The following is a 21,730-nucleotide window of genomic DNA, read 5'->3' on the forward strand; positions in this document are numbered from 1 at the left end:
TTACCTTCGGATAATACGGATTATTGGTTTTTAAAAGAAGACGGTCTCTACGAAGTGCTGATGGCTTTGTGCTAACTCCCGAGCCACCTTATCCGTTAACGGCGTAGACAGGCTCTTACGATTCTTCCCAAAGATAGTGATAGTCTTATTGAGTAGATCCACGGAGTCCCACCTCATGGATACCAGCTCGCCTAGTCTTATGCCTTGTACCAGCGAGGACGACTATCACGGTATGCCCTCTGTAGCTATACAATGTGTTTTCGCGAAAGCGCATCCTCCTGTAGTATCTAAGCATCTGCTTTATCTGTTCATCGGAGTACACCTTGATAGTCTTGTCCGTCTTAGCAGGCTTAATTTTGTTAATGGGATTGCTACGGAGGTCGATAATGTCCTCATCCTCTAGGTACCTGAAGAATGTCTTCAAGTGCTGGAGCTTACCATTACGAGTTACAACTGAGTTTCCTCTCTCCTTGGAACAGTAGAGGAGGTAGCTCTTTATAACTGGTGGAGTAACATCCTCTACGTTAACGATCTCAGAGCCAGCGAGAGAACTCATTAAGCGTATCTCGGTAGCTCTGTATCGTTCTCGGTGCTAATCCACTAAGCTCCTTATCTTCTAGGTAATCCTTTATCATGAACCTAAATAGTGCCATTTCGTTTCCCCCTTGAGTACGCATAAAAAAGACCACCTCTACAGGTCGCTCTCATAATTGAGATAAACCTATAAAAGTGGTCACTTGTGAGGATATTGTTTCTGTCATAGACAACCATTCAGCATAACCTTGTGAATACCGCTGCTGAGCTATACTTGTGTACAGACGCCAATAACCATAGCCGATAATGAATTTTCAGCGGATGTAGAGGCGGATGCGATGATCGCACCGTCTTTTTCAATAAAGTATGTACGTCCTGTATTTGTTTCGATAGCTTGCCTTAAAATTCTCTCTGATTCATTAGCAGCTGGAAATTCAGCGATGTTGCTACGTAAACTCATAATTCGTTCAACATCATCTACAGAAGCAAGTTTTATTGTTTCATGAATAGGTGTGCTAGGTAGTCTAGTGTCATCAAGACATTCGCAAAAGTACATTTTATTTTTTTTACCTAAATGTATACTAGGGATGTTTTCAAATGTTTCTACTACTTCTGATTTTCCGGATATTTTCAGCGGGGCATACCTCGAAAGGATGGATTCAAATTCAATCCCTAAAAAATCAGTTTTTCCATAAGGTATAAATGAATCGTGGAAGCGGAGTAAAATAGCTTTTAACGCGCCATCCTCATTAAAATCCCCCATAGTTCTTGAAAGTCTTTGTTATATCCAAAAGCTTCAATGTCTCCAATGATGAATAAATTTATGGCTTCTTCTTCTTCTTTTAAAAAAGCGAATACTTGTTCATGATCATTTTGAGTTAATTTTTTGAGCACAGTAAATCGACCTCTTTTTTATTTTTCTGAATATTACAACTTATATTTTTGGAAATCAATATAAAATTTTATGTTTAGTTCACAAACTTTCGGAAAAACTAGGAAAGATATGACAAAGGAGGTTATGAACGGTGGATCATCCAATTCAAGGGTTAATGAAAGCGGCAATGGAAAATTTAAAAGAAATGGTCGATGTAAATACGATTGTTGGAGAGCCTGTTCAAACGGCTGACGGTGGTGTGGTGTTAACGGTTTCTAAAGTAGCATTCGGTTTTGGAGCAGGAGGTTCTGATTTCCAGACGAATGATGGTCAAAGAGCGAACGGTAACCCAGCATTTGGTGGCGGTAGCGCGGGTGGTGTTTCCATTACACCAGTAGCATTTCTTGTGGTGAATAAAGATGGAGTAAATATTCTTCATTTACAAAATGCGACACATTTAGCGGAAAAAATGATTGAATTAGCTCCGCAAACAATTGATAAAATTCAATCGATGTTCCAAAAAGATGAAAAGAAAGAGGGAAATCATCACCCTCAAAACCCAGATGATATCCTTTAAAAACGCCTGCTCATAAGCAGGCGTTTTTTCTTGTAATCAGTATGTAATAAAACACATGAAATTGTAAATAGTTTTTGAAGTTTTTTCTATGTTTCTAAAATTTTTCATGTTAAAATATGCTATAGAATTGAAACATACAAAACGAAGGTGGCTAGGTGCTTTGTCTGGAGGATCTGACCAAGTAAACAATATGATATATATTAATGGTAATCGTCGGGGTCATTGTTTTATTACATCTGGAATTACGTTTAAAGAGTTTGCAAGTAACATCCCTTCACCGCTTCATCAAGTATTGCTTTTAAAGCATAATTTCGAGTGGACAGATTTTCATTATCATACTTTATTTGAATATGTTGAGGAAGAAAACATACATAAACTCATTCAAGCAGAGATTGATGAATTTGATGAATTTTGTTGGGTAGATTTCGATGATGCAAGCGATTTAGATGAGTTAGAGCCAAAAGAAATTGCAGAATTATTATATTTGGCTCACAAAAAAGAACCACTTGGAAGAACGTTCTTCCCGTTGTTGAAGAATAGATTCGTTTATTTTTCACATGATGACGGTTGGTACAACAAAGTGTATTACCGTAGAATCGGTGATTTTGTAGGAATGCTAAGTAAAGTGATTCCATATAAACTCGGTTCGTTTGGAAAGAAACGTTTTACTTTCTTCCAAAAATCAAAAATTTTCCCAGCAATTTCAAAGGAAGTTATCCTTGGGCTTATTCCTTTAATGGAAGATGGGTTATACATTGATTTAGCGGGGAAAATTGAGTCAAGAAGAGGTCTTGAAATTCCGGTATATGTAGTAGGATCATTCGAAAGTACGGATGAGGTACTAGATAATATCGATGAATTGAAAGCAGAAGCAACAGAAACGGGTTGGCTCATTTTTGATAAGAAAGAACAAGAGTGGCAATGGGTTGTAGACTAAGAAAACTTGGCGCATGAAGTCAAGTTTTCTTGTCTTTTGAAAGGAGAACAAATGAAGAAATATTATACAATTGTGGGGATTGTAAGTATTATTCTCGTGGCGATATTACTTATAACTTGTCCGAAAGAATCAGATTTTAAATTGTATTTAGAGGATAAGTATGCATTGAAATGTGACGAGAGTAGCTTTGAATGCACGCAAAATGTAGATGAAAAAAAAGAGAAATTACAGTTTGAAAGTATTGATGCACGAAATGGTGTTTTCTTTATGACTGTAAAGCAAACGTATAAAACAGAAGCTGGTGTTACGAAAGAATATAGCGGAGTAGGTATATTCGGTACATTTCTTTTTGTTTCAGAGAAGACTTTCTAATAATAGAAGGTCTTTTTTTTATGCTTATGTTCATATAGATGAAGTAAGACAAGCATAGGAGGGGTATTGATGAAGAAGGGATGTATCGTTTGTGGTGGTGAGGAGTTTTTTTCTTCAACATTATATGCACGTACGAAACAAGATTGGGCATATGCGCCAAACATGTACCGATTTGAAAAGGTGTTTATTGAGCATAGAGATGAAGAGAATTATCCAGTTTTTCAAGAAATTACAGCGAAGCATTGTTGTGGATGCGGACATATCATGTTGTATCATGAATGAACACACCAAGTATAACTTGGTGTGTTTTTTTAAAACGCTGATAAAGCAAGCGGATATAGTAAAGTGAATAAAACAGAAAAACTGCCAAAACCAATTGCGGTATATCCAAGTGTTCTCGCTCCAAAATTGACAGCTAATAAGCCAACTAAAATAGCAAGGGAGCCGAGTGTAACAGGATAAAAAGCAATGGAGAATAACGAAAGAAATAATGCGACATAGCCTATCATTGCACCGGTATTTGTACCTTCTATTTCATTTGCAATTTCTTTGCGCTCATGTCTAATCGGAATACCAGCTGGAGATATTTCAGCTGCATACTCTTCGTTTTTTTCACCACTTTTAAAATGATGATTTCTCTTTCTTCGCATGTACATCCCTCTCTTTCAATTGGGTGTATCTATAGTATCTTTCATAAGGAGAAGAACATGAGTATGAGTTAAACCCAAGTAAAGCAAAAAATGGAGAAAATAGATTCCGTTGTTATCCTGTTCACCTCCTTATGAAGATAAAGTGAAACGTGGGGGTTTTGTTCATCCCCACTGATTATTAGCCCTCACCAATCGGGCTTTTACGGGCAGTTATCTCCCACCTAACTTCCTCGCATTCGCCGAATTCTACTGCCCGTTAATGCGGGATAAACAGGAATTTTGGAAAATGATGTAGAATGAAATGAATGATAATAACTGAAGGTAGGGGAATGTATGACGAAGTTTAATTGGCATGAATCGGCAGAGAAAAAATGGGATAATAATGCAGATTTTTGGAATCAAAATAGTCAAGAAATGTGGGATAGTGGGAGCAGGAGTACAATCATTCCATTTTTTGAGCAGTACGTGGAAAAGGAAGTACAAGTGTTAGATGTTGGCTGTGGTGATGGGTATGGTACATATAAATTAAGTCTTACTGGGTACAAAGCGGTTGGGGTGGACTTATCGGAAGTTATGATTCAAAAGGGTAAAGAACGCGGAGAAGGCCCAAACTTATCTTTTATTAAAGGTGATCTTTCTTCATTACCATTTGAAAATGAGAAGTTTGAAGCAATTATGGCAATTAATTCTTTAGAATGGACCGAGGAGCCATTGCGAGCATTAAATGAAATAAAGCGTGTTTTAAAGAAAGATGGATATGCATGTATTGCAATTTTAGGACCGACAGCAAAACCGAGAGAGAACAGTTATCCTCGCCTATACGGCAAAGATGTTGTTTGCAATACGATGATGCCTTGGGAATTTGAACAGTTAGCGAAAGAACAAGGTTTTGAAGTTGTAGATGGCACCGGCGTATATAAGCGCGGAGTAAATGAGAAGATGTTAGGTCAACTACCTACAGAGTTACAACAAGCGTTAACATTTTTATGGGTATTTATGTTAAAAAACGTATAACAAAATTGAAGAATTTTAGGAGGTAAATAAGTGCAGAAAATACAAAAAACTGATACAATATCATCAGAACCAATTAAAGGGGGACTAGGGTATATGACAACTACTACAACAGTTAAATCTGATATTGAAATCGCACAGGAAGCAAGTATGAAAAAAATTCAAGAAATTGCAGCTGATTTAAATATTTTAGAAGATGAATTAGAGCCATACGGGCATTATAAAGGTAAGTTATCTCTTGATATTTTTAAGCGTTTACAAGATGAGAAAGACGGTAAAGTTGTTTTAGTAACAGCAATTAACCCAACTCCAGCTGGAGAAGGTAAATCAACAGTAACAGTTGGTTTAGGTCAAGCTTTTAATAAAATTGGTAAGAAAACAGTAATTGCACTTCGCGAACCATCTCTTGGACCAACGATGGGACTAAAAGGCGGAGCAGCAGGTGGCGGTTTTTCACAAGTCGTACCAATGGAAGACATTAACCTTCACTTTACTGGAGATATTCATGCGATTACAACTGCCAACAACGCATTAGCGGCGTTTATTGATAATCATATCCAACAAGGAAACGTACTTGGAATTGATACGCGTAAAATCGTTTGGAAACGCTGTGTTGACTTAAATGATCGTGCCCTTCGTAACGTAGTAATTGGCCTTGGTGGACCAGTTCAAGGTGTACCACGTGAAGATGGTTTTGATATTACTGTAGCATCTGAAATTATGGCCGTATTCTGCCTTGCAACAGATATTCAAGATTTAAAAGCACGTTTATCTCGCATCGTAGTTGCTTATAACTTTGCAAATCAACCTGTAACGGTTAAAGATTTAGGTGTAGAAGGTGCGTTAACATTATTATTAAAAGACGCATTAAAACCGAACTTAGTACAAACGTTAGAAAATACACCAGCTATCATTCATGGCGGACCATTTGCGAACATCGCTCACGGTTGTAACAGTGTTATCGCTACAACAATGGCAGCAAAATTAGGTGATTATGTTATTACAGAAGCTGGATTTGGTGCAGATTTAGGTGCAGAGAAGTTTTTAGATATTAAAGCTCGTGCAGCTGGCATTAAACCAGAAGCAGTTGTTATTGTTGCGACTATTCGTGCGCTTAAAATGCATGGCGGCGTAGCAAAAGATCAATTAAAAGAAGAAAATGTAGATGCATTAGCAAAAGGTATGGAAAACTTACAGAAACATGTTGAAACAATTCAAAGCTTCGGTGTGCCTTTCGTAATTGCAATTAATAAATTCATTACTGATACAGATGCAGAAGTTACATACTTACAAGAATGGTGCAATGAGCGTGGCTATGCAGTATCCTTAACAGAAGTTTGGGAGAAAGGTGGCCAAGGTGGTGTAGACCTTGCTGAGAAAGTGTTAAAAGAAATTGAAAAAGGTGAAAACAACTACGCACCACTTTATGAATTAGAATTACCATTAGAAGAAAAAATTCGTACAATTGCTCAAAAAGTGTATGGCGCAAAAGATATTGAGTTTGCACCGAAAGCACGTAAACAATTAGCTCAATTTGAAGGAGAAGGATGGAGTAACCTACCAATATGTATGGCGAAAACACAATATTCTCTTTCTGACGATGCAACAAAATTAGGTCGCCCATCTGACTTTATTGTTACAATTCGTGAATTGAAACCATCTATCGGTGCAGGGTTTATCGTTGCATTAACAGGAACAATGTTAACAATGCCTGGTCTTCCTAAACAGCCAGCTGCGCTTCAAATGGATGTAAATGAAGATGGAAAAGCAGTAGGTTTATTCTAAAAGGTTGTAATTCATCTCGTTTATCTGTAAACTATATATACATCAAGTGGCGCCTTTCCATAGAAAGGCGCCTGTTTTTTGGAGGAAATTATGTTTGATCCAACTGCTTTTGAAAATTTAAAAGTAATCGTAGAAGGGGCTGTCTATGATTTCGATTTACACGGTGATATTCTTGTAACAGATCGAAAAGATGTGATGGATCTTGCTTCATTAAGCCGTATGTATAGTATTTCATTTCAACTAACAGAAACATTTAAAACAATGGTAGAAGCGATATTTTCACTATCTGTTGATGCGAAGAATTTATCAGGTGAAATATTGGAAGTACCTCAGTTTATACCAGGTTGTGAAATGAAGTTAGCGTTCTCGTTCGAAATGGAACAGCCAGAGATAGGATGCCAAGAAATTGAAACTTTATTGCAATCTATTTGGGGAAAAGAGCGAATGATTACACAGAAAATTTCATACGAATATAATAAGCAAGCGATTTCATATCATAATAAGGTAGAGGTTCTATTTCAAAAAGCGATTACAGAAGACCATGTTGATGATTTAATAGCTGTTATTTCACACATGATAGAAACGGTGCGAACAATACAACATTTTCTTCAAAAATAGAGATAAAGGAGAAAAACAAATGATAAAAGATATGCAACCATTTTTACAACAAGCTTGGGAAAAGGCTGGTTTTAAAGAGTTTACTGAAATTCAAAAACAAGCGATTCCAACTATTTTAGAAGGACAAGACGTTATAGCTGAATCTCCAACTGGAACAGGAAAAACATTAGCGTACTTATTACCCCTTTTACATAAAATTAATCCTGAAGTTAAACAACCTCAAGTTGTAATTTTAGCTCCAACTCGTGAACTTGTTATGCAAATTCATGAAGAAGTTCAAAAGTTTACAGCGGGAACTGATATTTCAGGTGCGTCTTTAATTGGTGGTGCGGATATTAAGCGCCAAGTTGAAAAATTAAAGAAACATCCGAGAGTAATTGTTGGTTCACCAGGACGTATTTTAGAATTGATTCGTATGAAAAAACTAAAGATGCATGAAGTGAAAACGATTGTATTTGATGAGTTTGATCAAATTGTAAAACAAAAGATGATGGGTGCTGTACTTGATGTAATTAAATCAACGATGCGCGATCGTCAATTAGTATTCTTCTCGGCGACAATAACGAAAGCGGCAGAAGACGCGGCACGTGATTTGACAGCTGAACCACAATTAGTACGTGTAACACGTTCAGAGACAAAGAGCCTAGTTGAACATACGTATATTGTGTGTGAACGTCGTGAAAAAAATGATTATATAAGAAGAATTATGCATATGGGAAATGTAAAAGCAGTTGCCTTCTTAAATGATCCATTCCGTTTAGATGAAATTACTCAGAAACTGAAATTCCGTAAAATGAAAGCAGCAGCTCTTCATGCAGAGGCAAATAAACAAGAGCGTGAAGCAACGATGCGTGCATTCCGTAGCGGCAAATTAGAAATTCTACTTGCCACTGATATTGCAGCACGTGGAATAGATATTGATGATTTAACACATGTAATTCATTTAGAGTTACCAGACACTGTAGACCAATACATTCACCGCTCAGGACGTACTGGACGTATGGGGAAAGAAGGAACAGTCGTTTCTCTTGTAACAGAACAAGAAGAGCGTAAATTACTTCAATTTGCAAAAAAACTAGGTATCGTTTTTACGAAGCAAGAAATGTTCAACGGATCATTTGTAGAAACGAAACCGAAAGCACCAAAGAAAAAGAAACCAGCATTTACTGGTAAGAAAAAACCTAGATAAATAAAAGGAAAGACGTAACTATGCATAGTTACGTCTTTTTTGTTTGTAAGTTGTTAAATAGTAACTTCAAATATATCAACGATTTTTAGAATATATCTAACGTAACTCCAAAAATATATCAGCGATTCTATAGGGGATATTGATGCAACGACAAAAAAGGCAATAGTGTTAGTTTCTAAGTTTGTATGTGCATTGAATGAAATGAGTCAGTCGATAAATTTCGTGAAGAAGTACATATAAATGAAAAAGGAATAATAATAGTACCTGTAGAAAGCTACATAGAATATAAAAACCATTAGGGGGAAAACAAATGATTCATAAAGTCGGACAGATTATGTTATATGTAGATAACCAAGATGAGGCAGTAAATTTTTGGACTGAAAAAGTAGGGTTTCATGTAATCGCAGAGGAAGATAACAATCAAGGAATGAGATGGATTGAAATTGCTCCAACTAATGATGCTGAGACGAGTATCATATTACATAATAAAGAAGTTATTTCTAAAATGAGTCCAGAATTGAATCTTGGTACACCATCTTTAATGTTCTTCTCAGAAAATCTTGACCAACTATATAAAGATTTAACAAATAAAAATGTTACAGTTGGCGAAATGGTAACTATGCCCTCTGGTAAAGTATTTAACTTTGCTGATAGTGAAGGGAATTACTTTGCAGTAATGGAAAAAAATAAATAATTATATTGTAATGTGAAAATCCCCCTCGTAAATAATGAGGGGGATTAAATATTTGAAGTGAATTTTTTATTAGCGAGTTGTTCTATAAAAAATGTTCCTTTTTCAATTGCAGTCTCAATATAACCAACGATTTGATCAAATGAAAACACTTGTAACTCTTCGTGCAAATGTTGCTCGGGATACAGCATATCTTCAAAAATATATTGCCGAAAAGCTAAAACATTCTCTTTAGAAACCTCATCGATATTCACAATGTTAGTCTCTTGATTAAGTAGGGCGAAGAGCTGTTGTTCTTTATCGTAATGATGAAGTAATTTTGCATTTAACAATTTAAAATCGTTATAGTACATAGGTGCGATAGTTTCGTCATTTTCTATTCTGTTTTTTAGCCAAGGTAGAAAAAATCCACTTAGCCAATTATCATCGGCAATGAGGTGGGTATAATAGCCTAAAATAAATGGGGAATCTATATGTGCTTCATATTTATGAAAAAATGAATCATAATCTATTCTTCTCGTATAGTTCTTCGTTGTACCCGCGTAAAAATGTGAAGTTCCTTTTTCTTTTTTTGAATGAACAGCATCAGGGGCTACACCACCAAGTAAGAAAGAAGTTTTATCTTGAATAGATAGTTTCTCAGCAATACCGTTAGCGATAATGATATGCATAATTCGCGATCCCATGAATAACACCTCTATTTCATGTATTCATTTTAGGGAGCTGTCTGAACGTGTAGTATTACTTTCCCTGTACTTTGTCTACTTTCGACCCATTCATGTGCTTTCCCTGCATCTTGAAGAGGAAAAGATTTCGTGGCTTTAATTTGTAAACTTCCATCGCGTAAATAACGGAAAATTTGATTCGCAGTTTCTTGAAGCAATTCAGGACGGTTTTTTCGTGTAGTGCCAAAGCTGAAACCGAGTATAGAACGGCAACTTGCGTGTAAATCTTTCGTTTGAAAACTACCAACTTCTCCGCTAACATTGCCGAAATGGACGAGACGACCGTAATAAGCAAGGCATTCTAAACTTCTTTCGGACACAGTACCAGAAATAGAATCTAAAACAATATTAACGCCTTCTCCGTTTGTAAGCTGAGTTACCCTCTCTACAAAATCTTCATCTTGATGACAAATAACATAATCAGCTCCAGCATCTAAAGCGATTTTACCTTTTGTTTCACTTCCAACAGTACCGATAATTTTTCCAGCTCCTAATAGTTTAGCGAGTTGAATCGCTGTAGTACCAATTCCACCAGCCGCTGCATGGATTAGTACAGAATCCCCTTGTTGAATTCTTGCAACATTTGCAAGTAAATTATAGCTTGTAAAAGATACGATAGGACAAGCGGCGGCGGTTTGAAAGTCGACTTCATCAGGTAAAACGAAAGTAAGGTTTTCGTTCGCGACAACATATTCAGCGTAAGAGCCATTTTGAGGAAAAGCAATGACACGCTGGCCAGGATAAATGTTTTTTACATGAGAACCTACGCGTTCTACAATACCAGCCGCATCTATCCCTGGAATAAAGGGAAATGCTTTATTTCCTTTTTTACCATATCGAGATTTAATATCGGCGAAATTTACACTAGTAGCAACAACACGAATTAAAACTTGATTGTCTGAGATAGTCGGCATATCCACATCTGTATATTTCATCACTTCAGGACCACCGAACGACGTTACAACGATAGCTTTCATCATATATCCTCCTAAATTTGACTATATAAATCATTTTAAATCTTCATTAGGAATTGGAAAATTATATAATTGTTATGCATGGTTATAAGTGAAGCTTATGAGTTCATTGAATTATTATATTAATTTATATAAAAAACTTTTTTGAAAAAATCGAACGAAATATCAATTACTTGCCAATATATAGTGTAAGACAAAGGAGGGGTGGTATATGAAGGATGAAACAGTGTATACAGATTTAATCCAATTAACTTTATCGGGCAATAAAGAAGCGTATAGCGAATTGTATGATAAAACGATTCAAGAAGTATATAAAACAGCACATTTCTTAATCGATGATAAAACGGATGTAGATGATGTCGTTCAAGAAATATACATACAGCTATATGAATCGCTTCGTAAGTATGATAGCGAGAAGCCATTTCGTCCTTGGTTAATTGGACTTGCGATTAAACAAATTCATTCTTATAGAAGAAAGAGGTGGATGCGACTACGAATTGTAAAAAAAGCAGAAGAGCAAAGGAAGCCAGTACAAATTGATTTTTCTAACGATGTTGTAAGTAAAATATCAAATCAAAAACTAATCGAACTCATTCATAAATTACCGTATAAATTGAAACAAGTTATTATCTTAAGATACTTACACGATTACTCACAAGAAGAAGTAGCACAAATATTACATATTCCACTTGGTACTGTGAAATCTAGAATTCATGCGGCCTTAAAGAAACTACGTCAAAAAGAGCAAGTAGAAGAAATCTTTTTAGGAGAGGTAGGGAATGTAAAATGAGTTTAGATTGTAGAGTTAGAGAATCTATACAAGAAGAAGCGAAGGGGGTTGTAGCCCCGCCGGAGTTAAAAGAAAAAGTAATCGTTCAAATAAAAATGAAACGCGGGGGAAGTAAGGTGAAGAAACGCCTTATCGCAGGAGTGCTTGCAGCAGCATTTTTAATCCCTACGACCGGTTTTGCTTATCAATCTATTATGGCAGATGGTATATACGGATCTTTTGAGAATTTAAAAAAACATGCCGGAGCGATGACATTAGAAGCGTATATGCGTTTTAATGCAAAGTTATCACAAGCGAAAGATGAAATGGGTGCAAAGGAATATGAAGAGTTTACAAAAGAATTAAAAAAATTAACGAATGCAAAGCTGGAGTACGGGGATTCGAACGGTAATATTGATTATGATCAATTATCACCAGCTAAAAAAGAGGAAATGAAAAAGGTAGTGATGGGGCTTCAGCCATATTTTGATAAATTAAATGGCCATAAATCTAGTAAAGAAGTATTAACTTCAGAAGAGTATGAACAATATATGGAAGCGTTAATGTCATATCAAACTGTATTAGTAAAAGCGAAATCGAGTGGTGGGATAACAGTAGAAGAAGTACCTGAAGCGTATAAAGAAAGATTTATTAAAGCAGAACAGTTTATGGAGTATGTAGATGAAAAGGTGAGATAAGTAAAAAAGCTCATAGCTTAAGCTGTGAGCTTTTCTTATTGAAACGTAAATATATTAACCACCTATTCCTTTTGCTAGCGATAAGAAATATACAAATACTAGTATTACGCCATTTAATGCAGTCCCAACTATTTTAAATAGCCAATTCTTTGATGCGATCGCAAAAATAATACCGAGTAATGAAAGCATACTTAGAAGCACAATAATTAATGTTAAATTCGCATTAGGTCCTCTTAAAACAAAGAAAGAACATATACTTGCGATAAACGTTAGAAACGAGAAAGTCCCTAATTTCATAATAAGTCTCCCTTGTTTGAAATGTATTTTGATTTAGTGCACGACTTTCTTTAGTTTAACATAAATTTCCTATTATCAATTAAATATATGAACAATAAAAAACGAGTATAAAATCTATGCGATTTCATACTCGTTTTGTTATTACTTAAATTTCCTTACCGCATGTATAGCAACTCTTACAAGGAGTATTGCACTTATAAATAAACCACCATAACCAACGACACTTAAAAATTGAACATTAGGCTCTTTTGCATACAAGTCAGGGGCAGAATTAACTTGATTTGCTTAATAAAGTGAAAGTGGGAAATCACTTAGTTATATTCCTTACTATTATCCTTGTCTTTTTGTATAAAACAATCTAATAGTGAATAACCAGCTATTAAACTAATAATGGTAACGAAAGTTGTATTCACAAGAATAATATTAGTTAAATAAGGTAGGTATTCGCCAAGTGGTGAAAAGAGTAGAGCTGGAGAAAAGGAAATGAATAGTGTAGGCAACGTAATAGCGATAAATTTATCCAGCTGAAAGTTCCAGTTTTGTTTGCTCGTTTCGCGATTAATGGATTGTAGGAATCGTAATAAAATGCCGACTAAAAGAGGGAAGAGTGTAAAGTAGAATAACCTTGGATAAAGGTTAAAGTTCACTTGCGCATCTGTATCTAAATAAAATTGAATTTTTACTCCGACAAATAATAATAAGACGATAAATAATGTAAAGCAGAGGTATAGCATCACTTTTTGCATTGCATTCCACCATCCTTTACTAAAAATATATTCAAAGAAAGAAGAGATATACAATAACTACTGTTGTATATCTCTTTTTTTGCCGTTATTTAATAGTGGAATTTGTTTTTTCTTGCTTTGTGAAATAATCAATAATGCCTATGGCGCTAATTTCTATATCTAGATGTAAAATGTTATAAACGGAATGATCGGATGGGACGTTTAATTTTGTAAGGTGAGAAGAGATGTTATCCATTAATAAAGTTTGTAAAGCTTTAGTCGCTTCATCGAAATCATTATACTTTTCAAAGACCTCTTTACCAGTACCAACGAAAATAGGTAACCAATGTTCAAGTTGGTTATATACTTCTGTAACATTGGATGAAGCGCCGTAATGACCGAAATAAATAGTATCTACATTCATACTTTGAATATGGTTTTTAGAAGCAATCATCGCATCTGGCTGAAATTGTGAAGGGGACGTTGATGGTAGATATAGTTCTACACCAAGGTCTGCGAGTTCTCTATAATAAATTCCAATTGTATCGCCAGTAAAAATGCCGTTTGTAAATGAATCATGAATGCTAATATGGTGCTTTGCATGCCCTGGTGTATCATAAAATGTAAGGATGCGGTCTTCTGCAATTTTTAATGTATCACCATTTTGCACAATATGAACACGTTCTTCTTCTATTGGAAGAATTGGATCGAAAAGTTTATCGAAATCTTCTTTGTACACAGCTTTTGCACCTAGAATGAGTTTTGTTGGATCAATCATATGACGAGCACCGCGAGAATGCACATATAAAGTAGCATTTGGGCACTTTTCCATCATTAAACCAGCTGCCCCAGCGTGATCTAAATGAACATGTGTAACGATGATGTTTTTTACATCGTTTAAATCAATATGTAATTGTTGTAAGCCGTCTAAAATATAGGGAAGAGAAGGGGCTGCACAAGTTTCAATTAAAGTAATATCGTCACCTAATAAAACGTATGTACCTGTCCGTTCATTATGTTGTAAGTCGTAATCATCAATAAGATATAGGTGAGAAGATAATTGCTCTACTTTTTTCATATTTACCACTCCTTATATACTGCATGTTTTTCCTGCATTAACGGGTAGTAAGACTCTCATCTTAAAATTTGGCTGAAGCAAAAAGGTTAGGAGGGAGATCAACTGCCCGTTAATGCCCGATTGGTTCAACTAATAATCAGTGGGGAGAAAGAAAATCCCCACTAATTAAAGTTTCACTTTATATTATACGCTAAAAAAGAAAAAAGGCAGAAAACGAAAGCTCGTCTTCTGCCTTTTTCTAATGTAGTTATTTCGTTTGTTCTTTATTGATAGACATTACGAACAGTCCAACAAGCCCGCCAACTAATGGAAGCATAATCTCTCCTGCTAAATTAAAGTAGGAGCTTAAGAATAAACCATTCACATCGATTACCCAACCAGTAACATACAATAACATCATATATAGTACGAAATAAAACTCGCGATTTGAAATCGTTTCACGTTGTGCAGTTTTCATAATGAACACCATCCTTTTCTTTTATAATGGAATATAAACTGTCACATTTTGTTCACAATTCAATTGTAAAACTTTCCATCATAAAAGTCTAGTAGTTTGTGTCGAAATTTCGAACAAAAATAAAGCGCTACCATTTTAACGCGTAAGTATGTAAAAAGAGCTGTATGTTCACTTATGTAGTATAGTATAAACATAGAATGATAGCGAAGAGAGGGGTAGAGAAAATGGCAGTATATGATTTTTCTGCGAAAACAATAACAGGAGAAGAAAAGTCGTTAAAAGATTACGAAGGAAAAGTACTTCTCATTGTAAATGTAGCTAGTAAATGTGGATTTACACCTCAATATAAAGGGTTACAGGAAGTATATGATAAATATAAAGACCAAGGACTAGAAATACTCGGTTTCCCTTGTAATCAATTCGGGGGACAAGAACCAGGCACAGAAGCAGATATTACAAGTTTTTGTGAATTGAACTATGGTGTAAACTTCCCGATGTTTGCAAAAATCGATGTAAAAGGTGATAAGGCTCACCCTCTGTATACATACATGACAGAACAAGCACCAGGTTTACTCGGTATGAAAGCAGTGAAATGGAACTTTACTAAGTTTTTAATTGGAAAAGACGGGAAAGTAGTAGGGCGTTTTGCGCCGCAGACGAAGCCGGCGGATTTAGAGGTTGAGATTGAAAAGGTACTTGGGGAATAACTAGGAGTTTCACTTTATTAAAAAACGCCTCAAAGAACAATGTAGTTCTTTGGGGCGTTTTCTTTAAACTCACATTATCAAGATTAAATCACTGAATGGAAGTCATTTGATTTTGGCGGAGAAGCTGCTTTTTTCATAAGCACTTCCCATAAGTGTACGGATTTCCTCCATTCTGCTGCGGATTGTCCCTTTTGATACATAGCGTTCTCATAACTGAAAGTAAGTTGTTGCATATCGGCCGAGTTGTAAAGTGTATCGATGTGGAGAGCGTATTCTCGGTATGTTTGACTTTCACCCCGTGGTATGCCAATTCTCGCAAATTGTTTTAAAAGTGCACCGTAAGCTTTTTGATAAACAGCATCATCTTTTCGGTATTTATAGAAAAGAATAATAAAAAATGTAATCCATTTCATTCTAGTGGTGAAGAGAATGTATCCTAGGATACTAATCGGTATCATAGAGAGGAATACGTACCACCAAGAAACCCCATTTTTAGAATTTGTGATTTTTTTAGTAGAGGCTTCTTCTGTATTTTCTATTAAACTTTTGAGCTTTGCTTCATTGTTCCGCTCTTGCATTTGCTCGTTATTAGAATTATTTTCTTCGCTAGTTTGTGAAGTGGAAGCAGGAGTATTGTTTACAAAATTATAGGGATTGGTAAATCCTTTTGTTGGTTCAAATGGAACCCATCCATATCCTGAAAAATATACTTCGACCCAAGAGTGTGCGTTATTGTTCGCGATTTTATAAACATTCTCACCCTCTGCATTAGCAATTGTATTCTCAAGAGTTCCTTCTGTAAATCCTTTTACCCAGCGAGCGGGAATCCCGGCAGAACGAAGTAACACGATCATAGACGTCGAAAAATTATTACAGTAGCCACTTTTTGTATCGAAAAGGAATTGATCTACATAATCTTGGTTTTTGGCAGGGAATAAGACATTCATTGTTTCGTATACAAAAGAATTGTCTGTGAAGTAATTTTCAATAGCTAATACTTTATCATATCGGTTGTCTTTCTCATTTGTAAGATTGACAGCCAAGTCTTTTACTCGCTGCGGTAATGATTCGGGAAGTTGTGTGTACTTTGTCATGAAATAAGAACTTGTTTCATGACCTTCATTCGTTTTTGCAGCTTTCAAGTTTTCTATGGAAAACTCCGGAATCTCATACGTTACTTTATACGAATTTAAAGTAGTAGAAGAGTCTCCGTGCATCGTATAGATTTTTTCTGAAAATGGGTCAACGCTGTATGATACATCAGAAGAAGCCTCAACTGATACTAATCCTGCTGGATAGGTAAGGTGAGGATAACTTTTTTGCATGGTGATTGTTGCCTCAGTTATCTCCGTTTTTGTATTTTGTTCGTACCAACTCATGACGTCGTTTTTATTTTTAAAAGAAACCTTCTTCGGATTTTCAGAAACCTCCCAACCTTTTCCTGTATAAAAATCTTTTGTTTCTACTCTCCAATATTGTTTGTTTTGCGTTTGTGCTGTAAAAACAATTGTATTATCCGCCTTAAAAGGACCACCTAATTGTGCGTCATCTAAACCATACCCAATTTTAGAAACTTCTTGTTTTTTACTTGCTTCGGATGTGTTGAATTTTAAAAAGTTCATTGGATTTGGCCATTGAGGGCCGAATTTTGGAGCGAAGTATGCGATGGTTGCTGACAATACAATAAATATTGTAAGAGGTCTAAGTAATTTTGAGATTTCTCTAGCATAATTTTGTAAGTGTTCCATCTCTTTTATTCGTTCTATTCGAAGAAGACTAAGCATAAAAAAGCCGATGACAACAGTACGAATAATAGCGTAGTTTGCATTGTATAAATGTAAGTTATGAAAAGTTGTGATATAAATAATAGTCAATGCAAGAAATAACAATCCACGTTTTTTACGAATCATCCAAAAAGAGGTGAAAGAACTCAAAAACCAAAATGATAGAAAAAATAAAACTGTTGGAAAAACTGGAGAAATATCTAGCAAATTCCCCTGGAAAAACAGGGAGGAATTTCGAGAAATATCAGAAAAAAATTTTGTTAGCCAAGATGGATTTATAAAAGCATTTTTATAATACAGGGAATGAATGATGAATAAGATAGTGACGATTTTTATTGGAATTTGCCACCTTGTTTGAAAAAAAGAGAGGGTGAAGCAAATTACTATAAATAGTACAAAAATATCTAATCTACCTACGTTTGTAATACCTATAAGGGGTCTTAGCCATTCTAGTAAAAGAAGACATACACATACATGCATGAAGAATCTACTCATATCCCATTGTTTTTTTGTTTGTAGTGTTATCATTTGCTCACCTCAAAAAACACGTTTGTATACCGGTTTTCATAAACCACATTTACAAATATTTTTCGTTTTTGTAGAGTCTCTAGAATACTTAGTTCTCGATGTGAGAGTTGATTCGCTTTTTCTTTCACGACAAACACCATTAATTTTCTATTTTTTATAGCAGCACAGTCAGCCGCCTTTTGAATGTCGGGAGAAAGATCGCTTGTCACGAGTATAATTGTTACGGGCTGATAAATTTTTCTTAATTCCATTTCTACACTCTGGGAGAGCGGGAATACACTGTCTGCTTGTACTTTCGCTAAATGAAAAAAGATTTGTTGCAACTGAGTATCTCCATTGTCTAAAGGGAAAATAGTTCGTTCTTTTCCGACAAACACGAATGACGCTGGTGAATTTTGCTTCAAGACAGACCTCACAATAGAGGCAGTAAATGTTACGACTGATTCGAATAGAGGGGACTCAGTTCTGTCCATGAATATCATGATATTATGGCTACGCTGTTGTTCAAACTCTTTCGTCATAATATTGTTTGTTCGTGCAGTTGCTTTCCAATCAATCCATGAAAAGCGGTCACCAGGTTTATAGTCTCTGACACCGACAGAGACTGTAGAGTTTTTTGCTAAATTTATATTTGCTGAAAGCGCTCCTTGTTCGAAATGATTTTCCAATTGTCGATACGTTATATCTACATACTGGGGATAGACTAAAAATGTACCTGGAGCTGAAAAAGTTACTTCTTTCTCCATTATGCCGAATAGATCGCCAGTTTTGACACGTACGCTTGAAAAAGTGTGCTCTCCTCTAGGGATTGTGTCAATAACATATTGAAACGAAATATTTCGTTTTAATCCTGGAAAGAGTATTACTTTATTCAACTTTGTTTGTCTACAACTTGTAAATTGTGGTGGCAGTTCATCTTCTATAATTAAATAAAGTAAGGGAAAAGGAAATTTTCTTTTTATTGTAATAGTGCTTAAAAATTGTTCTCCTGCTACATATTCATTTTGGTTTGTTATTCGTTTTACTTCAGCGTCCCGTAAAGCGTAGAAGGGGAGTAGTAGTGAATAAAGGCCAATAGGAATCGTACTGTAAAATAAAAACCAACTTACAAATCCTCCTTGAAGCATAGCGTACACAAATGTTAAGACTAGGCATAAAGGGATTAGCAATAACTTGGTAACGTGATATAGTGCTCGTAGTAGTCGCTTCATCAAAGGTTCTTCGTCCTTTGAGTCGGCACGGTAGTTCGTGCAACGATTTTGGCGATAACTTGTTCCCCTGTTATTCCTTCAAATCTTGCTTCCATTTTTAGAATGAGTCTGTGAGCTAAAACGTAAGGAGCTAAAAATTTAACATCGTCTGGAATAACATAATTTCTGCCATGGATGAATGCATAAGCCTGTGAAGCTTTCATTAAAGCAATTGAGCCACGTGGACTCGCACCTAGCTGTATAGAACTATAAGAACGAGTCTGATTAACAAGCTTTACAATGTAATGCTTGATTGCTTTGTCCATACTTACTTCCCGTACGCTTTGTTGTAAATAAAGTAATTCTTTTATTGTTGTAATAGCTTGTAAATGGGAGAGTGGGTTTGTTTTTTCCATCCGATTTAAAATTTCAAATTCTTCTTCTGGTGTAGGATATCCCATTGTTAGCTTCAACAAGAAACGATCGAGTTGAGCTTCTGGTAAAGGATATGTTCCCTCATATTCGACCGGATTTTGTGTAGCCATTACAAAGAAAGGTTTTGGTAACGATCTTGTAATGCCATCTATTGTGATAGTGCCTTCTTCCATACTTTCAAGTAAGGCAGATTGTGTCTTTGGAGATGTACGATTAATTTCATCAGCAAGTACAAAATTCCCCATAATTGGTCCAGGCTTGAACTCAAATTGGAGCTCTTTTGGATTGTAAATAGAAACACCTGTTACATCTGACGGCAGTAAATCAGGTGTGAATTGAATTCGCTTGTAATCTGCATCAATTGATTTAGAAAGAGCACGTACTAGCATTGTTTTCCCGACACCGGGAACATCTTCTAATAGTACATGACCTTCAGCTAAGAGAGCTGTTAAGGCTAAGATCGTTTCTTTTCGTTTTCCGACCATTAATTTTTCAATATTGGTAATTATTTTTTCTATAATGGGATGTAATGAATCAAGCTGGGGCATCGTAATCCTCCTAATTTTATTATCGTTTTCTAATCTATTTAGTGGAAAATAGGATTTATCCCGCTATTTGCGGGTAGTAAAACTCTCATCTTTAATTCTGAGAATATTCAGATTATTTATTCCGATTACAACTAGTATAATTGTTTCCATAACTAAGGGCAATACAGTAAATAATGATTTGTAGTTTTATATAAAATATGTCTTGATATAAAATAGTAGCGTTGAAGAAAAATAAATTCCTTACGTACAATAAAACAATAGGATAATCCGTGTCAGAAGGTGACGAATATTTATTATTTATATATAATTATGGGTTATCGAGAGTATTGTCGGTAAAGAAGAGGAGGGAAGGAAAGGATGACCTTAGTGACCAAAATAAATAGCGTAGAAATCCCTACGCGTAAAGGTTAGATACATATATCATATGTCTTGTGATTAAAATTTATATGAAATAATAAATAAAGCCGACTGCATGTAGAGGCCAGCCACTTAAATTATTACAATTCTTTATTTTTCTCTTTTTTTAATTCTTTTCGTTTAGCTAACCAAATATGAATTAATTCTACCAATTCCATTGTTTCTATCTCACAATATTCACCTTTACCATCTTTTGCTAAATTGTCTAGCACAGTAGTTGTGTCGTTCCGAATTTCTAAACCGCAAATGTTGCCATTTACTACTCCGTAATTTTTTTCTCCGTTTAAAACACTATGTATTTCTTCTAAAATCCAATCTCCAAAAGCAGAAACTTCAACTCCTAAAAAAGTTTCAACAAGTTTAATTTCTTGAGGAAGTCTCATAACTAAATCTCTATTGTTAAGTACTTCAAAACTATATGGATATTTCATTACTATTCTACTCCTTTATACTAGCATCACTCTTGTCCTATTTAAATTATAGAAAAAGTAGCTTATTATGAAACTCATCTACCCAATAATTCTCTGATTCAGGTATTAATTCAGTGAAACCTTCATATTTACCTATCCAATCTTTTGGTACATATTCTTCATATGATGCTGGTTCCGGAAACATCGAATATAGTATTGTATCATCAAAGTTAATTAATAACACTGGACTGAAATCTAATAGATCTTCTCCTGCATTTTTACTTTTAATATTTTCAAGTAATAAATAATTTAATTCCTCTTTAGTTACGCTATATTTATTAATCCTTTGTAAAAACACCTCTATATTTTCATTATCTAATACTTTTATTCCATTTCTTTCTTCCGTTTCGTAATTATCTTCAGTGCTTACACCTAAATTTTTATATGCATTATCTAATTTATTATAATCTAAAAACCATAGTTCTTTATCTGTTACATACCATCTAAATTCATTATTATATATGACGGCTACTACAATGTTTTCTGCATAAAGCGGTTCTAATATCATAATATCCTCCTTTTATTATTACTTTATAATCCTGCCATTCTTGGCGTTGTTGGGTCAACTATTTTCAGGACAGTTGCCCTTGGTTTAGTGGATATAAAGTATTGCATTTTCATTTATAAACACATCTAACGATTTAAGTATATCAAATTTAACAGTCAGTGAAGGATGTGAACCCCACAATG

27 protein-coding genes and 1 pseudogene are annotated in these 21,730 nt (G+C 35.2%); 12 read left to right on the forward strand and 16 right to left on the reverse strand.

Features of this window, described 5'->3' with window-relative positions:
- Window positions 1–30: 30 nt before the first annotated feature.
- The 4 genes and pseudogenes from QUF93_RS12400 to QUF93_RS12415 all read right to left on the reverse strand — a co-directional run.
- The gene (locus QUF93_RS12400) at window positions 31–177 is read right to left on the reverse strand and encodes a hypothetical protein (protein WP_232297173.1); all 147 of its coding nucleotides are present in this window, start codon (window positions 175–177) and stop codon (window positions 31–33) included.
- Window positions 146–556 carry a site-specific integrase gene (locus tag QUF93_RS12405; protein WP_289358959.1) on the reverse strand — a complete coding sequence of 137 codons (411 nt, stop codon included), beginning with the start codon at window positions 554–556 and terminating at the stop codon, window positions 146–148. The genes QUF93_RS12400 and QUF93_RS12405 overlap by 32 nt, the downstream gene beginning before the upstream one ends.
- Window positions 534–677: a site-specific integrase gene (locus QUF93_RS12410; RefSeq protein ID WP_002118729.1), complete on the reverse strand. Its 144-nt coding sequence runs from the start codon at window positions 675–677 to the stop codon at window positions 534–536. The genes QUF93_RS12405 and QUF93_RS12410 overlap by 23 nt, the downstream gene beginning before the upstream one ends.
- A 134-nt stretch (window positions 678–811) precedes the next feature.
- Window positions 812–1,428: pseudogene (locus QUF93_RS12415) on the reverse strand (GNAT family N-acetyltransferase); the annotation flags it as partial.
- A gap of 131 nt (window positions 1,429–1,559) precedes the next feature.
- Between QUF93_RS12415 and ytfJ the strand changes: the two are divergent.
- The 4 genes from ytfJ to QUF93_RS12435 all read left to right on the forward strand — a co-directional run bounded on the left by ytfJ (window position 1,560) and on the right by QUF93_RS12435 (window position 3,576).
- Window positions 1,560–1,985 carry a GerW family sporulation protein gene (gene ytfJ / locus QUF93_RS12420; RefSeq protein ID WP_002118736.1) on the forward strand — a complete coding sequence of 142 codons (426 nt, stop codon included), beginning with the start codon at window positions 1,560–1,562 and terminating at the stop codon, window positions 1,983–1,985.
- A 160-nt stretch (window positions 1,986–2,145) separates the two neighbouring features.
- A complete protein-coding gene (locus tag QUF93_RS12425; protein ID WP_002118738.1) occupies window positions 2,146–2,922 on the forward strand; it encodes a hypothetical protein in 777 nt (258 codons plus the stop codon).
- A gap of 51 nt (window positions 2,923–2,973) precedes the next feature.
- Window positions 2,974–3,294 carry a hypothetical protein gene (locus tag QUF93_RS12430; RefSeq protein WP_002118741.1) on the forward strand — a complete coding sequence of 107 codons (321 nt, stop codon included), beginning with the start codon at window positions 2,974–2,976 and terminating at the stop codon, window positions 3,292–3,294.
- A 69-nt stretch (window positions 3,295–3,363) separates the two neighbouring features.
- A complete protein-coding gene (locus tag QUF93_RS12435) occupies window positions 3,364–3,576 on the forward strand; it encodes a hypothetical protein (protein ID WP_002012518.1) in 213 nt (70 codons plus the stop codon).
- Window positions 3,577–3,605: 29 nt separating this feature from the next.
- On the opposite strand, the gene QUF93_RS12440 is transcribed toward QUF93_RS12435, so the two are convergent.
- Entirely contained in the window at window positions 3,606–3,944 is a 339-nt protein-coding gene (locus QUF93_RS12440; RefSeq protein WP_001253195.1) for a hypothetical protein, read from the reverse strand.
- Window positions 3,945–4,277: 333 nt separating this feature from the next.
- Here QUF93_RS12440 and QUF93_RS12445 point away from each other — a divergent pair, with 333 nt between their 5' ends.
- The 5 genes from QUF93_RS12445 to QUF93_RS12465 all read left to right on the forward strand — a co-directional run bounded on the left by QUF93_RS12445 (window position 4,278) and on the right by QUF93_RS12465 (window position 9,241).
- Entirely contained in the window at window positions 4,278–4,958 is a 681-nt protein-coding gene (locus QUF93_RS12445; protein WP_289358960.1) for a class I SAM-dependent methyltransferase, read from the forward strand.
- Window positions 4,959–5,051: 93 nt separating this feature from the next.
- Window positions 5,052–6,740: a formate--tetrahydrofolate ligase gene (locus QUF93_RS12450; RefSeq protein ID WP_033712195.1), complete on the forward strand. Its 1,689-nt coding sequence runs from the start codon at window positions 5,052–5,054 to the stop codon at window positions 6,738–6,740.
- Between the two features lie 90 nt (window positions 6,741–6,830).
- Window positions 6,831–7,358 (forward strand): hypothetical protein, encoded by a 528-nt coding sequence (locus QUF93_RS12455; protein WP_002118751.1) that lies wholly within the window; start codon window positions 6,831–6,833, stop codon window positions 7,356–7,358.
- A gap of 19 nt (window positions 7,359–7,377) precedes the next feature.
- On the forward strand, window positions 7,378–8,547 hold the full coding sequence (locus tag QUF93_RS12460) for a DEAD/DEAH box helicase (RefSeq protein ID WP_289358961.1): 1,170 nt from the start codon (window positions 7,378–7,380) through the stop codon (window positions 8,545–8,547).
- A 310-nt stretch (window positions 8,548–8,857) separates the two neighbouring features.
- The gene (locus QUF93_RS12465) at window positions 8,858–9,241 is read left to right on the forward strand and encodes a VOC family protein (protein ID WP_289358962.1); all 384 of its coding nucleotides are present in this window, start codon (window positions 8,858–8,860) and stop codon (window positions 9,239–9,241) included.
- 44 nt (window positions 9,242–9,285) lie between these two features.
- Here QUF93_RS12465 and QUF93_RS12470 read toward each other — a convergent pair whose 3' ends face one another.
- Together QUF93_RS12470 and QUF93_RS12475 are read right to left on the reverse strand one after the other, a co-directional pair.
- On the reverse strand, window positions 9,286–9,924 hold the full coding sequence (locus QUF93_RS12470) for a zinc dependent phospholipase C family protein (RefSeq protein WP_289358963.1): 639 nt from the start codon (window positions 9,922–9,924) through the stop codon (window positions 9,286–9,288).
- A gap of 29 nt (window positions 9,925–9,953) precedes the next feature.
- Window positions 9,954–10,940: a quinone oxidoreductase family protein gene (locus QUF93_RS12475; protein WP_289358964.1), complete on the reverse strand. Its 987-nt coding sequence runs from the start codon at window positions 10,938–10,940 to the stop codon at window positions 9,954–9,956.
- 208 nt (window positions 10,941–11,148) lie between these two features.
- Between QUF93_RS12475 and QUF93_RS12480 the strand changes: the two genes are divergently transcribed.
- Complete coding sequence (locus tag QUF93_RS12480) at window positions 11,149–11,727, forward strand: sigma-70 family RNA polymerase sigma factor (protein WP_289358965.1); 579 nt, start codon at window positions 11,149–11,151, stop codon at window positions 11,725–11,727.
- Window positions 11,724–12,404, forward strand: a complete 681-nt coding sequence (locus tag QUF93_RS12485; RefSeq protein WP_289358966.1) for a DUF3600 domain-containing protein — start codon at window positions 11,724–11,726, stop codon at window positions 12,402–12,404. The genes QUF93_RS12480 and QUF93_RS12485 overlap by 4 nt, the downstream gene beginning before the upstream one ends.
- Window positions 12,405–12,458: 54 nt before the next feature.
- Here the strand turns inward: QUF93_RS12485 and QUF93_RS12490 are convergent, their stop codons facing one another.
- The 4 genes from QUF93_RS12490 to QUF93_RS12505 form a co-directional block, all read right to left on the reverse strand.
- On the reverse strand, window positions 12,459–12,701 hold the full coding sequence (locus tag QUF93_RS12490; RefSeq protein WP_289358967.1) for a hypothetical protein: 243 nt from the start codon (window positions 12,699–12,701) through the stop codon (window positions 12,459–12,461).
- Window positions 12,702–13,012: 311 nt separating this feature from the next.
- On the reverse strand, window positions 13,013–13,447 hold the full coding sequence (locus tag QUF93_RS12495; RefSeq protein ID WP_070128279.1) for a hypothetical protein: 435 nt from the start codon (window positions 13,445–13,447) through the stop codon (window positions 13,013–13,015).
- Between the two features lie 85 nt (window positions 13,448–13,532).
- A complete protein-coding gene (locus QUF93_RS12500; RefSeq protein WP_289358968.1) occupies window positions 13,533–14,504 on the reverse strand; it encodes an MBL fold metallo-hydrolase in 972 nt (323 codons plus the stop codon).
- Window positions 14,505–14,751: 247 nt separating this feature from the next.
- Window positions 14,752–14,961, reverse strand: coding sequence for a DUF3925 domain-containing protein (locus QUF93_RS12505; RefSeq protein WP_097903230.1), 210 nt, complete (start codon window positions 14,959–14,961; stop codon window positions 14,752–14,754).
- A 224-nt stretch (window positions 14,962–15,185) separates the two neighbouring features.
- Here QUF93_RS12505 and bsaA point away from each other — a divergent pair, with 224 nt between their 5' ends.
- Window positions 15,186–15,668, forward strand: a complete 483-nt coding sequence (gene bsaA / locus QUF93_RS12510) for a glutathione peroxidase (protein ID WP_289358969.1) — start codon at window positions 15,186–15,188, stop codon at window positions 15,666–15,668.
- A gap of 83 nt (window positions 15,669–15,751) precedes the next feature.
- Here bsaA and QUF93_RS12515 read toward each other — a convergent pair whose 3' ends face one another.
- The 5 genes from QUF93_RS12515 to QUF93_RS12535 all read right to left on the reverse strand — a co-directional run bounded on the left by QUF93_RS12515 (window position 15,752) and on the right by QUF93_RS12535 (window position 21,548).
- Entirely contained in the window at window positions 15,752–17,980 is a 2,229-nt protein-coding gene (locus QUF93_RS12515) for a transglutaminase TgpA family protein (RefSeq protein WP_289358970.1), read from the reverse strand.
- Entirely contained in the window at window positions 17,977–19,191 is a 1,215-nt protein-coding gene (locus QUF93_RS12520) for a DUF58 domain-containing protein (RefSeq protein WP_289375335.1), read from the reverse strand. The genes QUF93_RS12515 and QUF93_RS12520 overlap by 4 nt, the downstream gene beginning before the upstream one ends.
- On the reverse strand, window positions 19,191–20,153 hold the full coding sequence (locus tag QUF93_RS12525; RefSeq protein WP_289358972.1) for an AAA family ATPase: 963 nt from the start codon (window positions 20,151–20,153) through the stop codon (window positions 19,191–19,193). The genes QUF93_RS12520 and QUF93_RS12525 overlap by 1 nt, the downstream gene beginning before the upstream one ends.
- Before the next feature lie 497 nt (window positions 20,154–20,650).
- Complete coding sequence (locus QUF93_RS12530; RefSeq protein WP_289358973.1) at window positions 20,651–21,001, reverse strand: hypothetical protein; 351 nt, start codon at window positions 20,999–21,001, stop codon at window positions 20,651–20,653.
- A gap of 46 nt (window positions 21,002–21,047) precedes the next feature.
- Window positions 21,048–21,548: a hypothetical protein gene (locus QUF93_RS12535; RefSeq protein WP_289358974.1), complete on the reverse strand. Its 501-nt coding sequence runs from the start codon at window positions 21,546–21,548 to the stop codon at window positions 21,048–21,050.
- Window positions 21,549–21,730: the final 182 nt, after the last annotated feature.

Source organism: Bacillus hominis, from assembly GCF_030348325.1.
GTDB lineage: Bacteria > Bacillota > Bacilli > Bacillales > Bacillaceae_G > Bacillus_A > Bacillus_A hominis.

Excerpts from the sequence above, each read along its gene's own strand:
- QUF93_RS12490 (WP_289358967.1), bottom strand. The coding sequence starts at position 12,701 with ATGAAATTAGGGACTTTCTCGTTTCTAACGTTTATCGCAAGTATATGT.
- QUF93_RS12410 (WP_002118729.1), bottom strand. The coding sequence starts at position 677 with ATGCGTACTCAAGGGGGAAACGAAATGGCACTATTTAGGTTCATGATA.
- QUF93_RS12535 (WP_289358974.1), bottom strand. The coding sequence starts at position 21,548 with ATGATATTAGAACCGCTTTATGCAGAAAACATTGTAGTAGCCGTCATA.
- QUF93_RS12530 (WP_289358973.1), bottom strand. The coding sequence starts at position 21,001 with ATGAAATATCCATATAGTTTTGAAGTACTTAACAATAGAGATTTAGTT.
- QUF93_RS12445 (WP_289358960.1), top strand. The coding sequence starts at position 4,278 with ATGACGAAGTTTAATTGGCATGAATCGGCAGAGAAAAAATGGGATAAT.
- QUF93_RS12405 (WP_289358959.1), bottom strand. The coding sequence starts at position 556 with ATGAGTTCTCTCGCTGGCTCTGAGATCGTTAACGTAGAGGATGTTACT.
- QUF93_RS12450 (WP_033712195.1), top strand. The coding sequence starts at position 5,052 with ATGACAACTACTACAACAGTTAAATCTGATATTGAAATCGCACAGGAA.
- QUF93_RS12455 (WP_002118751.1), top strand. The coding sequence starts at position 6,831 with ATGTTTGATCCAACTGCTTTTGAAAATTTAAAAGTAATCGTAGAAGGG.
- QUF93_RS12480 (WP_289358965.1), top strand. The coding sequence starts at position 11,149 with ATGAAGGATGAAACAGTGTATACAGATTTAATCCAATTAACTTTATCG.
- QUF93_RS12505 (WP_097903230.1), bottom strand. The coding sequence starts at position 14,961 with ATGAAAACTGCACAACGTGAAACGATTTCAAATCGCGAGTTTTATTTC.
- QUF93_RS12435 (WP_002012518.1), top strand. The coding sequence starts at position 3,364 with ATGAAGAAGGGATGTATCGTTTGTGGTGGTGAGGAGTTTTTTTCTTCA.
- QUF93_RS12495 (WP_070128279.1), bottom strand. The coding sequence starts at position 13,447 with ATGCAAAAAGTGATGCTATACCTCTGCTTTACATTATTTATCGTCTTA.
- QUF93_RS12470 (WP_289358963.1), bottom strand. The coding sequence starts at position 9,924 with ATGGGATCGCGAATTATGCATATCATTATCGCTAACGGTATTGCTGAG.
- QUF93_RS12525 (WP_289358972.1), bottom strand. The coding sequence starts at position 20,153 with ATGCCCCAGCTTGATTCATTACATCCCATTATAGAAAAAATAATTACC.
- QUF93_RS12500 (WP_289358968.1), bottom strand. The coding sequence starts at position 14,504 with ATGAAAAAAGTAGAGCAATTATCTTCTCACCTATATCTTATTGATGAT.
- QUF93_RS12400 (WP_232297173.1), bottom strand. The coding sequence starts at position 177 with ATGAGGTGGGACTCCGTGGATCTACTCAATAAGACTATCACTATCTTT.
- QUF93_RS12485 (WP_289358966.1), top strand. The coding sequence starts at position 11,724 with ATGAGTTTAGATTGTAGAGTTAGAGAATCTATACAAGAAGAAGCGAAG.
- QUF93_RS12460 (WP_289358961.1), top strand. The coding sequence starts at position 7,378 with ATGATAAAAGATATGCAACCATTTTTACAACAAGCTTGGGAAAAGGCT.
- QUF93_RS12465 (WP_289358962.1), top strand. The coding sequence starts at position 8,858 with ATGATTCATAAAGTCGGACAGATTATGTTATATGTAGATAACCAAGAT.
- QUF93_RS12430 (WP_002118741.1), top strand. The coding sequence starts at position 2,974 with ATGAAGAAATATTATACAATTGTGGGGATTGTAAGTATTATTCTCGTG.
- QUF93_RS12440 (WP_001253195.1), bottom strand. The coding sequence starts at position 3,944 with ATGCGAAGAAAGAGAAATCATCATTTTAAAAGTGGTGAAAAAAACGAA.
- bsaA (WP_289358969.1), top strand. The coding sequence starts at position 15,186 with ATGGCAGTATATGATTTTTCTGCGAAAACAATAACAGGAGAAGAAAAG.
- QUF93_RS12475 (WP_289358964.1), bottom strand. The coding sequence starts at position 10,940 with ATGAAAGCTATCGTTGTAACGTCGTTCGGTGGTCCTGAAGTGATGAAA.
- QUF93_RS12520 (WP_289375335.1), bottom strand. The coding sequence starts at position 19,191 with ATGAAGCGACTACTACGAGCACTATATCACGTTACCAAGTTATTGCTA.
- QUF93_RS12515 (WP_289358970.1), bottom strand. The coding sequence starts at position 17,980 with ATGATAACACTACAAACAAAAAAACAATGGGATATGAGTAGATTCTTC.